Annotated in this window: 14 protein-coding genes; 5 read left to right on the top strand and 9 right to left on the bottom strand. The window is 60.7% G+C overall.

The genetic code is table 11. The features are described 5' to 3' along the window. Positions 1-4: 4 nt before the first annotated feature. Genes raiA through PPUTUW4_RS03955 form a run of 4 tightly spaced genes read left to right on the top strand, consistent with a single transcriptional unit; the run spans position 5 to position 1,938 of the window. Positions 5-313 (top strand): ribosome-associated translation inhibitor RaiA, encoded by a 309-nt coding sequence (raiA, locus tag PPUTUW4_RS03970; protein WP_007941242.1) that lies wholly within the window; start codon positions 5-7, stop codon positions 311-313. Positions 314-325: 12 nt separating this feature from the next. Next, positions 326-790 carry a PTS IIA-like nitrogen regulatory protein PtsN gene (gene ptsN / locus PPUTUW4_RS03965; protein ID WP_015093496.1) on the top strand — a complete coding sequence of 155 codons (465 nt, stop codon included), beginning with the start codon at positions 326-328 and terminating at the stop codon, positions 788-790. Between the two features lie 2 nt (positions 791-792). After that, positions 793-1,650, top strand: coding sequence for an RNase adapter RapZ (rapZ, locus tag PPUTUW4_RS03960; RefSeq protein WP_015093495.1), 858 nt, complete (start codon positions 793-795; stop codon positions 1,648-1,650). A gap of 15 nt (positions 1,651-1,665) precedes the next feature. After that, positions 1,666-1,938 carry an HPr family phosphocarrier protein gene (locus PPUTUW4_RS03955; protein ID WP_015093494.1) on the top strand — a complete coding sequence of 91 codons (273 nt, stop codon included), beginning with the start codon at positions 1,666-1,668 and terminating at the stop codon, positions 1,936-1,938. A 66-nt stretch (positions 1,939-2,004) separates the two neighbouring features. On the opposite strand, the gene pmbA is transcribed toward PPUTUW4_RS03955, so the two are convergent. Next, positions 2,005-3,351 carry a metalloprotease PmbA gene (gene pmbA, locus PPUTUW4_RS03950; protein ID WP_015093493.1) on the bottom strand — a complete coding sequence of 449 codons (1,347 nt, stop codon included), beginning with the start codon at positions 3,349-3,351 and terminating at the stop codon, positions 2,005-2,007. A gap of 108 nt (positions 3,352-3,459) precedes the next feature. Between pmbA and yjgA the strand changes: the two genes are divergently transcribed. Then, entirely contained in the window at positions 3,460-3,984 is a 525-nt protein-coding gene (yjgA, locus tag PPUTUW4_RS03945; RefSeq protein ID WP_007970253.1) for a ribosome biogenesis factor YjgA, read from the top strand. A gap of 103 nt (positions 3,985-4,087) precedes the next feature. On the opposite strand, the gene tldD is transcribed toward yjgA, so the two are convergent. The 8 genes from tldD to mreB all read right to left on the bottom strand — a co-directional run bounded on the left by tldD (position 4,088) and on the right by mreB (position 15,415). Beyond that, positions 4,088-5,530, bottom strand: a complete 1,443-nt coding sequence (gene tldD / locus PPUTUW4_RS03940; protein WP_015093492.1) for a metalloprotease TldD — start codon at positions 5,528-5,530, stop codon at positions 4,088-4,090. A gap of 12 nt (positions 5,531-5,542) precedes the next feature. Then, positions 5,543-6,397 (bottom strand): carbon-nitrogen hydrolase family protein, encoded by an 855-nt coding sequence (locus PPUTUW4_RS03935; protein WP_015093491.1) that lies wholly within the window; start codon positions 6,395-6,397, stop codon positions 5,543-5,545. A 186-nt stretch (positions 6,398-6,583) separates the two neighbouring features. Next, positions 6,584-10,387 (bottom strand): YhdP family protein, encoded by a 3,804-nt coding sequence (locus tag PPUTUW4_RS03930; protein WP_015093490.1) that lies wholly within the window; start codon positions 10,385-10,387, stop codon positions 6,584-6,586. A gap of 75 nt (positions 10,388-10,462) precedes the next feature. Next, entirely contained in the window at positions 10,463-11,920 is a 1,458-nt protein-coding gene (rng, locus tag PPUTUW4_RS03925) for a ribonuclease G (protein WP_007970246.1), read from the bottom strand. Between the two features lie 45 nt (positions 11,921-11,965). Next, positions 11,966-12,574, bottom strand: coding sequence for a Maf family protein (locus PPUTUW4_RS03920; RefSeq protein ID WP_015093489.1), 609 nt, complete (start codon positions 12,572-12,574; stop codon positions 11,966-11,968). Between the two features lie 32 nt (positions 12,575-12,606). Continuing rightward, positions 12,607-13,098, bottom strand: coding sequence for a rod shape-determining protein MreD (mreD, locus tag PPUTUW4_RS03915; protein ID WP_007970244.1), 492 nt, complete (start codon positions 13,096-13,098; stop codon positions 12,607-12,609). Next, the gene (gene mreC, locus PPUTUW4_RS27605) at positions 13,098-14,234 is read right to left on the bottom strand and encodes a rod shape-determining protein MreC (RefSeq protein WP_083884531.1); all 1,137 of its coding nucleotides are present in this window, start codon (positions 14,232-14,234) and stop codon (positions 13,098-13,100) included. Before mreC ends, mreD begins: the two co-directional genes overlap by 1 nt. 143 nt (positions 14,235-14,377) lie before the next feature. After that, on the bottom strand, positions 14,378-15,415 hold the full coding sequence (mreB, locus tag PPUTUW4_RS03900; protein ID WP_015093487.1) for a rod shape-determining protein MreB: 1,038 nt from the start codon (positions 15,413-15,415) through the stop codon (positions 14,378-14,380). Between the last annotated feature and the right edge of the window lie 52 nt (positions 15,416-15,467).

Below are 15,467 nucleotides of genomic sequence, written 5' to 3'. Positions count from 1 at the left end.
CTGTATGCAAGTCAACATCAGTGGACACCAACTGGAAGTGACCGAACCTCTTCGCACCTACATCGGCGAAAAACTCGAACGATTGGAGCGACATTTCGACAAGATCACTAACGTGCAGGTCACGATGACCGTCGAGAAGCTGAAGCAGAAAATCGAAGCCACGCTGCATATTCCCGGGAATGAAGTGGTCGCCAATGCGGAACATACCGATATGTACGCTGCGATCGATGCACTCACCGACAAGCTGGATAAACAACTCAAAAAGCATAAGGAAAAGACCCAGAGCCTCCTTCAGGGCGCAACCGGTCGTTAACACTCCCAACCCATGATCCGACTTGAAAGTATCCTGACCCCCGGCCGTTCCCTGGTGAACGTGCCGGGCGGCAGTAAAAAGAAAGCCCTCGAACAAATTGCCAACCTTATCCACAAAGAAGTGCCGGATCTGGAGATGCAAGATGTCTTCGAGGCGCTGATTGCCCGTGAAAAACTCGGCTCCACCGGTTTTGGCAACGGCATCGCTATTCCACACTGCCGTCTCAAGGGGTGTGTATCGCCCATCAGTGCATTGATGCACCTGGACGCCCCAATCGATTTCGACGCCATCGACGGCGCGCCGGTTGACCTGCTGTTCGTTCTGCTGGTCCCGCAAGCCGCTACCGATGCGCACCTTGAGTTGCTGCGACAGATCGCCAGCATGCTCGACCGCAAGGACGTTCGCGAAAAACTGCGTCATGCCGCAAGCAACGAAGCCCTGTATCAGGTTGTCCTGGACGAGCAAAACGGTCAGTAATCATGCGCTTGATCATCGTCAGTGGCCGTTCCGGCTCGGGTAAAAGCACCGCCCTCAATGTTCTTGAGGACAACGGCTACTACTGCATCGACAATCTGCCTGCCGGCCTGCTGCCGGAACTGGCCGAACGAGCGTTGATTCATACCGAGCTGATGCAGCCGCTGGTGGCCGTTTCCATTGACGCCCGCAACCTGCCCAGCCACCTGTCACGCTTTCCTGACCTGCTCGAAGAAGTCCGCAGCCGCCACATCCAGTGCGATGTCCTGTACCTGGATGCCGACGAAGAAACCCTGCTCAAGCGCTTCTCGGAAACCCGCCGACGTCACCCCCTGAGCAACGCCAACCGCTCGCTGGCTGAAGCCATCAACGTCGAGAGCGTCCTGCTCGGGCCGATTGCCGACCTCGCCGATCTCAAGATCAACACCACCAGCCTGAACCTCTATCAACTGCGCGACACCATCAAGCTGCGCCTGTTGAACCAGCCAGAACCCGGGACTGCGTTCCTGGTGGAATCCTTCGGATTCAAGCGCGGCATGCCGGTGGACGCAGACCTGGTGTTCGATGTGCGTTGTCTGCCCAACCCCTACTGGAAACCGGAATTGCGCGAGCAGTCCGGACTCGATCAACCAGTTGCCGAATACCTGGCGGCACAGCCGGATGTCGAAGAGATGTTCCAGGACATTTCCACATACCTGCTAAAGTGGCTGCCTCGTTTTGCCGCCAGCAACCGCGCCTACGTCACCATTGCCATTGGCTGCACTGGCGGACATCACCGCTCCGTCTACCTGACCGAGCGTCTGGGGCAGGCGCTGCAAAAATCCCTGAAGAACGTCCAGGTTCGCCACCGCGACCTCAGCTAAAGGATTCACATCGCGATGCCTGCTCTGGAAATCGAAATCATCAATAAACTGGGCCTGCACGCCCGCGCTTCTGCAAAATTCGTTGGGGTCGCGGGTCAGTTCCCGTGCCAGATCCGGGCCGGTCGCACACCAGAGTCCATGGTCGATGGCAAAAGCATCATGGCGATGATGATGCTGGCCGCTGGCAAGGGCACCACGATCCACTTGAGCACAGAAGGCGAGCGGGAACAGGAAGCCCTGGATGCGCTGGTCGCGTTGATCAACAACTTCTTCGACGAAGGCGAATAAAGATCTTTTGACTTAAAAAAAGCGCGCCACCCGATGGGTGGCGCGCTTTTTGTGTAACGGGGAGGCTTAGCTGCCTGCCACCGTCATCCGCTCGATCAGCACCGAGCCCGTACGAATGTTGCTACGCAACTCAAGATCATTACCCACGGCGACGATCTGTTTGAACATGTCGCGCATGTTGCCCGCAATGGTCACTTCCTGGACCGCGAACTGGATTTCGCCGTTCTCGACCCAGAAACCCGCCGCGCCGCGGGAATAGTCACCGGTCACCATGTTCAGGCCCTGCCCCATCAGTTCAGTCACCAACAGCCCGCGCCCCATGCGCCGCAGCAAGGCCGCCTGATCTTCATCGCCATGGGTGACGAACAGGTTGTGCACGCCGCCGGCATTGGCGGTGCTCGGCATGCCGAGCTTGCGGCCGGAGTAGGTGCCGAGGATGTACGACACCAACTCACCCTTTTCGACGAACGGTTTGGCGTAGGTTGCCAGGCCATCACCATCGAACGCCGCGCTGCCCATGGCACGCATCAAGTGTGGGCGCTCGTCGATGGTCAGCCACTCCGGAAACAGCTTCTGCCCCAGCGTGCCCTCAAGGAACGACGACTTGCGATACAGGCTGCCGCCGGAAATCGCCGACAGGAAACTGCCGAACAGGCCACCAGCCAATTCTGCGGAAAACAGCACCGGAACCTCACAGGTCGGCACCGGACGCGCGCCCAGGCGGCTCGCCGCCCGTTGCGCGGCACGCTGGCCGATGCTCACCGGATCGGCCAGCAAGTTGCCCTGACGGTTCACGTCGTACCAGTAATCACGCTGCATCTGGCCGTCCGCTTCGGCGATCATCACGCAGCTGAGGCTGTGGCGAGTCGACGCATAACCACCGATAAACCCGTGACTGTTGCCATAAACGCGGCAGCCCTGATGGGTGCTGAGGGTGGTACCGTCGGCGTTCTTGATCCGGCTGTCGGCGGCAAACGCTGCGGCTTCACAGGCCAGGGCCTGCTCGATGGCTTGCTCCGGCGTGATGTCCCATTGGTGAAACAGGTCGAAATCCGGAAGATCCCGCGCCATCAACGCGGCATCGGCCAGGCCCGAGGCTTCGTCTTCCGAGGTGTGCTTGGCGATAGCCAGAGCAGCGGCCACCGTTTCGCGAATCGCTTCCGGACCGCTGGCCGACGTGCTGGCCGAGCCCTTGCGCTGGCCTACGTACAGGGTGATGCCAAAACCCTGATCGCGGTTGAATTCGACCGTTTCGACTTCACGCTGGCGCACCGACGTCGAAAGGCCCTGCTCCAGGGAGACGGCAACTTCACAGGCGCTAGCCCCCTGGCGCCTGGCTTCAGCGATGATCTGCTCGACCTGTTCCTGCAGTGCCGGCAATGCTTGTGGGCCGACGCTTTCAACTGCACTCATGCTGTTCTCCACTCAAATTCTGCTTTCGGTAACGGTCATCGAGCGACCGGGCCGGACAAGCGGCCCCCGACTGGTTATCATGGCGGCGTTTCTTTGCGGACTGCCACCATGGTTGATTCTTACGACGACTCCCTCGATACGGGAGAAAAAAGCAAATCCCAGGTCAAACGCGAGCTGCATGCTCTGGTTGACCTCGGCGAGCGCCTTACAACGCTCAAGCCTGACTTGCTCAACAAACTGCCATTGACCGACGGATTGCGCCGGGCCCTGGCCGATGCGCCCAAGCACACCGCGAACATCGCGCGTAAACGGCACCTTCAGTTCATCGGCAAACTGATGCGCGATCAGGACACTGACGCGATTCTGGTTCTGCTCGATCAACTCGATGCCTCCACCCGTCAATACAACGAACGCTTCCATAACCTGGAACGCTGGCGCGATCGTCTGATTGCCGGTGACGACGCCGTGCTGGAAAAATTCGTCGTCGAATATCCCGACGCGGATCGCCAGCAACTGCGCTCCCTGATCCGTCAGGCCCAGCATGAGGTTGCGCAAAACAAGCCTCCTGCTTCCAGCCGTAAAATCTTCAAGTACATCCGTGAGCTGGACGAGACTCAACGCGGACTGCGTTAAGTCATCGCAGCCCTTGTAGGTGCTGCCGAAGGCTGCGATCTTTGCTTTTTAAAGATCAAAAGATCGCAGCCTTCGACAGCTCCTACAAAGGCGGTGTATCTCCTTACGACCCCGTGCCACCCACGGTGATCGCATCAATCTTCAGCGTTGGCTGGCCGACACCCACCGGCACCGACTGCCCATCCTTGCCACATGTGCCCACGCCGCTGTCCAGCGACAGATCATTTCCGACCATCGACACCTTGCTCATGGCTTCCGGCCCGTTGCCGATCAGGGTCGCTCCCTTGACCGGAGCAGTAATCTTGCCGTCCTCGATCAGGTACGCCTCGCTGGTGGAGAACACGAACTTGCCGCTGGTGATGTCCACCTGACCGCCGCCGAGGTTGGCGCAATAGATGCCGCGTTTCACCGAGGCGATGATTTCTTGCGGATCGCTTTCACCGGCGAGCATGTAGGTGTTGGTCATGCGCGGCATCGGCAGGTGCGCGTAAGACTCGCGACGACCGTTGCCGGTGCGGGCCACACCCATCAAGCGGGCGTTGAGCTTGTCCTGCATGTAGCCCTTGAGTACGCCGTTTTCGATCAGCGTGGTGCACTCTGTCGGCGTACCCTCGTCATCGACGCTCAACGAACCGCGACGACCGGCCAGGGTGCCGTCATCGACGATGGTACATAGCTTGGAGGCAACCATTTCGCCCATGCGCCCGCTATAAGCCGAACTACCCTTGCGGTTGAAGTCGCCTTCCAGACCATGACCGACGGCTTCGTGCAGTAGCACGCCCGACCAGCCGGAGCCGAGTACCACCGGCAAGGTACCGGCAGGAGCCGGAATGGCTTCAAGGTTGACCAGCGCCTGGCGCAACGCTTCACGGGCATAGCCCATGGCGCGGTCTTCAGCGAGGAAATAACGGTAATCGGTGCGGCCGCCGCCGCCATGACCGCCGCGCTCGCGGCGACCGTTCTGCTCAACGATCACGCTGACGTTGAAACGCACCAGCGGACGTACATCCGCCGCCAGGCCACCGTCGGTGGACGCCACCAGAATCCGCTCCCAGACACCGGCCATGCTCACGGTGACCTGCTGGATACGTGGGTCAAGTGCCCGGGTCGCGGCGTCGACGCGCTTGAGCAAATCGACCTTTTCGGCGCGGGTCAGCACTTCCAGGGGGTTGTCCGGCGCATACAGCTGCGCGACATCCTGGCTGGTGAATGCCTGCACCGTACCGTGCTGCCCGGCCCGGGAAATCGAACGGGCGGCACGCGCCGCCGCGCCCAGGGCTTCAAGGGTGATGGCATTGCTGTAGGCAAAACCGGTTTTCTCACCCGATTGCGCACGCACGCCGACACCCTGGTCAAGGTTGAAGCTGCCTTCCTTGACGATGCCGTCTTCCAGCGCCCAGGACTCGGAGATCTGCCCCTGGAAATACAGGTCGGCGGCATCGATGCCCGGCCCGGCCAGATCGCCGAGCACGCCTTGCAGGCTCTCGATCGTGACGCCACCGGGCGCCAGCAGGTGTTCACTGACTGAGGACAACAACTCGCTCATATGCTTTACGCCTTAAATTCGTGTTTCTGATGCAGGTCGCTGGGCGCCCTGCGAGAAAAAGCGCCGGTGACTGGACACCGGCATCCGCGCCCGGATGGACGCCTGTTCGCTGCTGTCGCGTTCGGCCAGCAGCACGGCCTCGCCTTGATCCTGTTGTGCCAGCACACGCCCCCACGGGTCGACGATGGCGGCATGCCCGAAGGTTTCCCGCGGCCCCGGATGCGTGCCGCCCTGGGCAGCCGCGAGCACATAACATTGGGTCTCGATGGCCCGCGCACGAATCAGCACATCCCAATGCGCCGCACCGGTCACCGCCGTGAAGGCCGAGGGAGCGGTAATCAGTTCCGCGCCGGCAGCGCGCAGTTCGCTGTACAGCTCGGGAAAGCGCAGGTCATAGCAGACCGTCAGGCCGACCCGGCCAACCGGTGTGTCCGCCACGACCACACCGCTGCCATAAGCATAGTCATCGGACTCACGGTAACGGCCACGATTGTCCGCCACGTCCACGTCAAACAGGTGCAGCTTGTCGTAGCGTGCCACCGTTTCGCCATGATCATCGATCAGCAACGAACAGGCGTGCGCCTTCGCCGTCGGCTGATCCACCGGCGGCAACGGCAACGTGCCGGCCACTATCCATAACTTGAGGTCGCGTGCGGTCTGTTTCAACCAGGGCAGGATCGGGCCTTCGCCCAGTGCTTCGGCGCGCCCGATGTCGGCGATGTCGCGCCGGCCCATGGCGGCGAAATTTTCCGGCAATACCGCGAGTTTCGCGCCGCCGGCAGCCGCTTGTTCGAGCAGTCGACGGGCCTGAGCCAGATTGGCCAGCACATCGCTCTGGCTGACCATTTGAATCACCGCTACAGACATGGCCTTTTCCTTATTGAAATCAACACAGACCTTGTAGGAGCGAGCTTGCTCGCGATGGACGTGAACGATGACGCAGGTTGTCTGAAAAAACCCGTCGCATTCAAACTCATCGCGAGCAAGCTCGCTCCTACAGGGGAGGGGCGAGCCGCAATGGCCATGCTACTCCATAGGCCCGAAGGATGGTTTTCAAAAAGCCTTGTCGAAGGTGATTTTCGGTTCTTTCCACGGCCCTTTGACGCTGTACTTCACACTGGCGAAACGGGAGACCCGGTCACCGATCAGCTTGTCGATCAGGAACAGTGCCCCGCCGACCGCCGGCGCACCGACGATCAGCGCGGCAATCGGCAGGTTATTGGTCACCGGCAAGGTCACCATCAGTTTCGCATCGATCTGGTCGGCCACCATGTTCAGCGTGCCGTCGAGTTCGATGGTGCTCGATGGCCCCGTCAGCTGGATCGGCTGACGGGTGACATACACACCATTCGTCCCGACCAGCAGCCCCTTGACCCGGTCATAACTCAGACCTTTGCCGAACAGGTCGGAAAAGTCCAGGCGCAGCCGCCGGCCGATGGAGTTGAAGTTGAGCAAACCAAACACCCGCAGGGCCTGGGCACTGCCTTCGACTTCGACGAACTGGCCCTGATTGAGTGTCGCATCGAGCGAGCCGGAGAAACGCTTGGTCGCCACCCACGCCGGCGAGCCGGGCCAGCGGCCATCGACATCCATATAAAAGTCCCGGCTGGTGACGCTCGGCGCAAACCCCCAGCCCTTGAGCACATCGGCCAGGTTCTTGCCGCTGATGCGGCCCTTGTACCAGCTGTTGCTGGCGCCGGGTACGCCTTCCCAGCCACCACTGCCCACCAGCAGCATGCCCTTGAGTCCCAGATCCAGCGAGTTGAACACAATGCCTCTGGGCGTTGGGCGAACCTTCAGCGACCAGCCACCGACCAGATCCTGGCCCTGGAATAACTGATTGATCGTGATGTCCATCGCGGGGATTTTCGTCGGGTCCACTGACGCCAGCGGATCCGGCGAGTTTTCATCAGCCAGTACGGTCGGGTCCGGTGCCGGCAGGCGCACGGTTTGCAGATTGATCGCGATTGGCGTGGCCTTCGAGTCGGACAGGTTGGCGCTGCCCTTGATCTGCTCGCTGTCGAGTTGCAGCGCCCAGGCGGAGGGTTTGCGCGCCAGCTGGATCGAAGCCTGATCAAGCGTGGTGCCGATACCGCTGAGCTTGCCCACCTTGAAATCCGCACCGCTGAGCAATTGCTTGGCGCTGCCGCCGGGGTCCTGCCCGGCGTATTTATCGATCAGATCCTTCCACGGGCCTACGTCCAGCTCGGACAACACGCCCCGTACCCGCAGGCCTTTGGTGCCCGGCAACACGGCCTCGCCGCCACCGAGGAACAAGTCCCCGCGACCGTCGGCGAAATTGCTGGCCGGGGCCGCAAACGTGAAACTCGCCAGATCCCCGTAGTTGACCCAATAGCGCCGCTCGTCGCCCTGCAACGTCATGCGAAACGTCGTGTCGCGCCCGGCATCGGCGGCCATGCCGAAGGGCGCAGGCAAATCGACCGCCACGCCCTTGAGGTTGGAGTTGACCAGCAATTGGCTGTCGGGGCCATCGAGGGTCAGTTGCAGGTGATAAGGGATCACGCCGCTCACCGGCAGAGGCTGGGTCACCTTCAGCCAGTCGGTCAGTTTCTTGACCTCGACCTGGCCCGACGCGGCCACCCGGGTATTGAGCTTACCCGGGCTGCCATCGGCAAAAATCTGTGCAGTGACCGGCTTGTCAAATGCCCGGGCGCTGATGTTATGCCCGCTCAGGCCTTTGGCGCTATCGAAACGGAAGTCACCTTTGAGCTGGGTCAACTCCAGCACCGGTTCGGCCAGTTTCAAGCGTGCCTTGGCGGTCTTGAAGTCGACGAGGATCTTCGGTTCCTCGCCTTTTGCCAGCGGAATATCCAGCTTCAACTTGCCTGTCAGATCACCCTCGCCTTCCCAGCCGGCAAAAGTCGCCCCGGTGCCTATCGGCGCTTCCTGAAGGATTTTCAGGCCATCGCCCAAACCACCGGCAAATCCGCCATCGAGGAACAAATGAACGTTCTGCCCGGCAGGCACATGGGGAATGTTGACGTAAATATCGCTGACCTGGGTGTCGAGCAACTGGCCTTTGCTGGCCAGGATCCGCACGCCGCTGTCTTCGACAAACACATCGCCGCTGACCTTGCTGACATGGGGCCAGCCCGGCTGGAAGGCCAGTTCGGCATCGTGAACCTTGAAGTACAGGCTGATGCTGCGATCGACGTCTGCGGCACCGTGGTTGAGCGACCCTTGATACTGGAAGAAACCTTGATCCACCGCGCCCTTGAGAATCGCCGTGCGCAGCCATTCATCCAGCGCCGGGCTGAGGACTGTCGGCAGGTATTTGGCGGTGTAGCGACCGTCACCGTCGACCAGGCCAACCCGCAGGTCCATGTAGTCTTCCTGGGTGTCATCGAAATGCAGGCGAATCAGGAAGTCACCGGCAATCTTGCCCTCCTCGCCCAGCACCTTCAGATACGGAGCAATCAGGCTGAAGCCTTCTTTGTCGAGTTTCCAGGTCAGCTGCGCATTGGCCTGAATGTACTGCCATGGCTTGGCGAAAATCGGGTCCAGGTGCAGCATGAAATCCTTGCTGTCCATACGCAGTTCGCCGTGCCCCAGGTCACCGCTGATGCTGCCGCTGACATTTCGCGCCGCCGGCGCACCGTGATAGGCATCGAAGCCCACCTGGTCGAGGTTGGCGGCAAAGCTGAACTTGCTGTCGTCGGTGGCATTGGGCCGCACGTCGATCAATACATTGCGCAGTCCGCCCTTCACCTTGAGCCGCTCGACAACGGTGGCAAAGCCTTTCGGAAACGGCGCCAGGGCATTGAGCAGCGGCGTGAGCGGGGTCAGGTCGACCCGGTCGGCCTGTAGATGCCATAGCTCTTCGGTGTTGTCGGTTGCGGCGCTTTGCTTGAGCTGCAAATGCGTTTCCCAGCGGACGTCGCCGAGGTTCATTGCCAGGGAATCCAGGGTCACCTGCATGCCTTCGGCACTGCGCTGGAAGTAACCATTGAGCGCCAGGTTGTTGATCTGGATCGGCTTGCGCTCGGCGTAGGCGCCCTTGAGTTGTGGCGCGTTCAAGCGCACTGCAGCGCTTTGCAAGACACCTTTGCCCCAGGTCAGCCACAGCTCGCCGCCGGCCTTGATCTCGGAGAAATTCCATTGCTGGCTGACGCGCTCGGGCAGCCACTTCGACCAGTCGCTTTGCGGCAGGCTCAGGTAGAACTCGGCTTCACCGTTCTGCCATTGACTGGCTCGAATGCGGGTACGCAGGCTCATGGCCACGGGCTGGCCGTCGGGCAGGGTCAGGCGGGCGTCTAGCCGCTGCCGTGACGCACCGGTTTTCAGATTCAGGCCGACATAGGTCAGGGTCAGCGGCGACTGTGCAAACGGCTGCAAGGTCACCTGGCTGTCGAGTACCGACAGTTGCTGGATCATCTGCATGCGATTGAGCAACTGTTGCGGATCGATCGGTTGATCCTGTTGCACCGGCAAACCTTCGAGCGCCCATTGACCGTCGTCGCCCTCCTTGACGCTGATCTTCAGGCCGCTGAGTTCCAGATGAGCAATGCGTACTTCACGTGCCAGCAGACTGGCCCAAAGGTCAGGCACCGCGCGCACCTGATCCAGGTGCAGGGCATTGGCGCCTTCGCCGACGGTCACGTCGTGCGCCATCAATAGGGGGGCGAATCCACGCCAGTTGCCTTCCAGTTCGCCGATTTGCAGCGGCATGCCCAAGGCATCGCTGGCTTTGGTCTCGATTTCGGCACGGTACTCGGCGACTAGCGGAGTCAGCTCCCGGCCAAGGCTGACGTAGAGCGCCATCAGCACCAAAACCAACGCGCACAGGCCCAGACCCCAGCGGGTCAGTGCGGCCAAAATGCGTGTCAGACGGTCCATGTCAGATGGCCCTCATGGCAAAAGTTTTGCAAAAAGCTGAGGCCAGCCATTCTCGAAAAATCACAACGAAACGCTTCAGAGCAGCACCACGTCGTATTGTTCCTGGGAATACATGGTTTCGACCTGGAAACGGATGGTGCGCCCGATAAACCCTTCCAGCTCGGCGACGTTGCCCGACTCTTCGTCGAGCAGGCGGTCGACAACTTTCTGGTTTGCCAATACACGATAGCCCTCCGCCTGATAGGCGCGAGCCTCACGCAGGATTTCGCGAAAAATTTCGTAGCACACGGTTTCCGGCGTCTTGAGCTTGCCGCGGCCCTGACAGGCGTTGCAAGGCTCGCACAAGACCTGTTCAAGGCTTTCGCGGGTGCGCTTGCGGGTCATCTGTACCAGGCCCAACTCGGTGATACCGATGATGTTGGTCTTGGCGTGATCGCGTTCCAGCTGCTTCTCCAGCGTGCGCAGCACCTGGCGCTGGTGCTCTTCATCTTCCATGTCGATGAAGTCGATGATGATGATCCCGCCGAGGTTGCGCAGGCGCAATTGACGGGCGATGGCCGTCGCGGCTTCGAGGTTGGTCTTGAAGATGGTTTCTTCGAGGTTGCGATGGCCGACGAACGCCCCGGTATTGACGTCGATGGTGCTCATGGCTTCCGCCGGATCGACCACCAGATATCCGCCGGACTTGAGCGGGACCTTGCGTTCGAGGGCCTTCTGGATTTCGTCTTCGACGCCATACAGGTCGAAAATCGGCCGCTCGCCCGGGTAATGTTCCAGACGATCGGCAATCTCCGGCATCAATTCGGCGACGAATTGCGTGGTCTTCTGGAAAGTTTCCCGGGAGTCGATGCGGATCTTCTCGATTTTCGGGCTCACCAGGTCACGCAGGGTGCGCAGCGCCAGACCGAGGTCTTCGTAGATCACGCTGGGCGCGCTGATGGTTTTGATCTGGGCGCTGATCTGATCCCAGAGCCTTCGCAGGTAGCGGATGTCCATGAGGATTTCATCGGCGCCGGCGCCTTCGGCTGCCGTACGCAGGATGAAACCGCCGGCCTCCTTGATACCTTCCTTGGCCACGCAATCGGTGACCACTTGCTTGAGACGTTCGCGCTCGGCTTCGTCTTCGATCTTCAGGGAAATCCCGACATGGGCCGTGCGCGGCATGTACACCAGGTAGCGCGAAGGGATCGACAGCTGAGTGGTCAGGCGTGCGCCTTTGGAACCGATCGGGTCCTTGGTCACTTGCACCACCAGGCTCTGGCCTTCGTGCACCAGTGCGCTGATGCTCTCGACCGCCGGGCCTTCACGCAGGGAAATTTCCGACGCATGAATGAACGCCGCACGGTCCAGGCCGATATCGACGAATGCCGCCTGCATCCCCGGCAATACCCGCACGACTTTGCCTTTATAGATGTTGCCGACGATTCCGCGCTTTTGCGTACGCTCGACGTGGACCTCTTGCAGGACACCGTTTTCGACCACCGCCACGCGCGACTCCATCGGCGTGATGTTGATCAGGATCTCTTCACTCATGGCAGGGTCTCGTTCAGGCATGTTCACGATAATGGCCGCATCTGTTCAGAACGTTGCTTGGTGTGCGTTCCGGGTTTGCCAACAGGGTATGCCGAAATGGCCGAGCAGTTCCGCGGTTTCGCAAAGCGGCAGTCCAACCACCGCTGAATAACTTCCATTGAGCCCGGCGACAAACACCGCACCCAGTCCTTGAATGCCATAACCGCCCGCCTTGTCCTGTGGTTCACCGCTGGCCCAGTAGGCCACGGCTTCATCGCGACTGATATCCCGAAAACGCACGCGACTGGTGACAACCCGGGATTCGCAACGCTCGCCATCAAGTACCGCAATCGCGGTCAGGACTTCATGCTCACACCCTGACAACATCATCAGCATGGCGCAGGCATCCGCTTGATCAACCGGTTTGCCGAGAATTTTTCCATCAAGCACCACGGCGGTGTCGGCACCGAGCACGCAGAACGGCTCGTCAGACACTACGCTGCCACGCCCGGCCTCGGCCTTGCCGCGCGCCAGACGCTCGACATAGGCCGACGGGGATTCTTGATCTATAGGAGTTTCATCGATGTCCGCACTGACGGCGGAGAACGGAACGCCGATCTGCGTGAGCAATTCACGCCGGCGTGGCGAGCCAGAGGCGAGGTACAACCGTTTCATCAAGACCTCTCCCTGTCTAATGCCTGAGCGAATTAATTGATTTTGTAGCGTCGACGCAATCCGCGCAAACCGAAACTGATCCAGGGCCAGAGCAATGCACTGACCAGTGCCGGCAGCACCAGCGCCAGCGTCGGCTGACGATTACCGGTCAAGGCACTGAGCCAGAGTTGTACAAGCTGGGCGAGGCCGAAGATCACCAGGATCACCAGGCTCTGCTGCCACATCGGGAACATCCGCAAGCGTTGTTGCAGCGCCAGCACCAGATAGGTGATGAGCGTCAGGATCAAGGCATTCTGACCCAGCAAGGTACCGTAGAGCACGTCTTCAGCCAGCCCCAGGCAGAACGCCGTCACCATCCCGACGGTCTGCGGCAGGTTCAGCGCCCAGAATGCCAGCAACAAGGCCAGCCACAGCGGGCGCAGGATTTCCATGAATTGCGGCAGAGGTGAAACGCTCAGCAGCAGACCGACGGCGAACGTCAGCCAGACTATCCAGCCGTTTCGGGATGCTTTTACACCGCCCATTATTCTCTCCCCACTGGAGTGGCCGGCGCGGAGACTGGCGGTTTGGCGGCAGGCTTCGCGGCAGCGGGTTGCGCCGCCGGCGGTTTAGCCGCCGCAGGATGCGTGGCCGCAGGCTTGGCTGGCGTGGTGGTTGGTTTGGCGGGGGCAGTCGCTGCAGGCGCCGCCGTAGCAGGTATCGCCGGTGCAGCGGCCGGTGCGGCGGGGACCGCGGGGCTGACCACTTTCGGAACCGTCGTCGGAATGGTCGGCCCACCGCCCTGTGCATCCAGGCTTTCCTGGGCCTGGGCGGCAGCGTTGACGCGCTCTTCGGCAGTCCGGTTGTCGCTGAATACCAGCAGCAGGTAGCGGCTGCGGTTCAAGGCGGCGGTTGGAACGGCTCGGACAATGGCAAACGGCTGGCCGGAATCGTGAATCACTTCCTTGACCGTCGCCACCGGGTACCCGGCCGGAAAACGTTGGCCGAGACCGGAGCTGACCAGCAAGTCGCCTTCCTTGATGTCGGCGGTATCGGCCACATGTCGCAACTCGAGGCGCTCCGGGTTGCCGGTGCCACTGGCGATCGCCCGCAAACCGTTACGGTTCAACTGCACCGGAATGCTGTGGGTGGTGTCGGTCAGCAGCAGGACGCGGGAGGTGTAGGGCATCAACTCGACCACCTGGCCCATCAGGCCACGGGCATCGAGTACCGGTTGACCGAGGACCACGCCGTCGCGTTCACCTTTATTGATGATGATGCGATGGGTGAAGGGGTTGGGGTCCATGCCGATCAACTCGGCCACTTCGACCTTCTCGTTGACCAGTGCCGAAGAGTTGAGCAACTCACGCAGCCGAACGTTCTGCTCGGTCAGGGCGGCAAGCTTCTGCATGCGCCCCTGCAACAGCAGGTTCTCGGTCTTGAGTTTCTCGTTTTCGGCGACGAGTTCGGTCCGGCTGCCAAACTGACTGGCAACGCCTTCCCAGAGTCGTCCGGGCAGGTCGGTGATCCAGTAGGCGTCCATCAGCACCAGCGACATCTGGCTGCGTGCAGGCTTGAGCAGACTGAAACGGGCATCGACCACCATCAGCGCGACCGATAGCACGACCAGCACCAACAGGCGCACGCCCAGTGAAGGGCCCTTGGTGAAAAGCGGTTTAATAAGCCGCTCCTCCCAGGCAAATGTTCTGTTTATTCATACGACAGCAATCCGGCCTGGATGCAGACTGACAGAAGATAAACGCGAACAGGCAGCACTGCAAAGTGCCGCCTGCGCGCTCAACAGCATAGAGGCGATCCGGCGACTTATTCGCTGGAAAGCAGGTCCATGGTGTGTTTATCCATCATTTCCAATGCACGGCCACCGCCGCGAGCAACGCAGGTCAGCGGGTCTTCGGCAACGATCACCGGCAGACCGGTTTCCTGGGCCAGCAACTTGTCCAGGTCACGCAGCAAGGCGCCACCACCGGTCAGTACCAGGCCGCGCTCGGCGATGTCGGAAGCCAGTTCCGGAGGCGATTGCTCCAGGGCGCTTTTCACGGCCTGAACGATGGTTGCCAGGGACTCTTGCAGAGCTTCCAGCACTTCGTTGGAGTTCAGGGTGAATGCGCGTGGAACGCCTTCGGCCAGGTTACGGCCACGAACGTCGACTTCGCGAATTTCGCCGCCCGGGTAGGCCGTGCCGATTTCCTGCTTGATGCGCTCGGCGGTGGATTCACCGATCAGGCTGCCGTAGTTGCGGCGCACGTAGGTAATGATCGCTTCGTCGAAGCGGTCGCCGCCAACGCGGACGGATTCGGCGTAAACCACACCGTTCAGGGAGATCAGCGCGATTTCGGTGGTACCGCCACCGATATCCACGACCATCGAACCGCGGGCTTCTTCAACCGGCAGGCCGGCACCGATCGCAGCGGCCATTGGCTCTTCGATCAGGAACACTTCACGGGCACCGGCGCCAAGGGCCGATTCGCGGATGGCGCGACGCTCAACCTGGGTGGATTTGCATGGAACGCAGATCAACACACGCGGGCTAGGCTGCAGAAAGCTGTTTTCGTGAACCTTGTTGATAAAATACTGCAGCATTTTTTCGCATACGCTGAAGTCGGCGATCACGCCGTCCTTCATCGGACGAATGGCAGCAATGTTGCCCGGAGTACGGCCGAGCATTCGCTTGGCTTCGGTGCCGACAGCAACGACACTTTTCTGGTTACCGTGTGTCCGAATGGCCACAACGGAGGGCTCATTCAGGACGATACCGCGCTCGCGCACGTAAATAAGGGTGTTGGCAGTGCCCAGGTCAATGGAAAGATCGCTGGAAAACATGCCACGCAGTTTCTTGAACATGGGAAAGGGACCCTAGGCAACGCGTGGGTAAAAAAGTGCGGCAAACTCTAAC

The sequence above is a fragment of the Pseudomonas sp. UW4 genome (genome assembly GCF_000316175.1).
In the GTDB taxonomy this organism is placed as follows: domain Bacteria; phylum Pseudomonadota; class Gammaproteobacteria; order Pseudomonadales; family Pseudomonadaceae; genus Aquipseudomonas; species Aquipseudomonas laurylsulfatiphila.
Note: the sequence above shows the minus strand (reverse complement) of the source record. Positions and strands in the feature narration are given on the sequence as shown.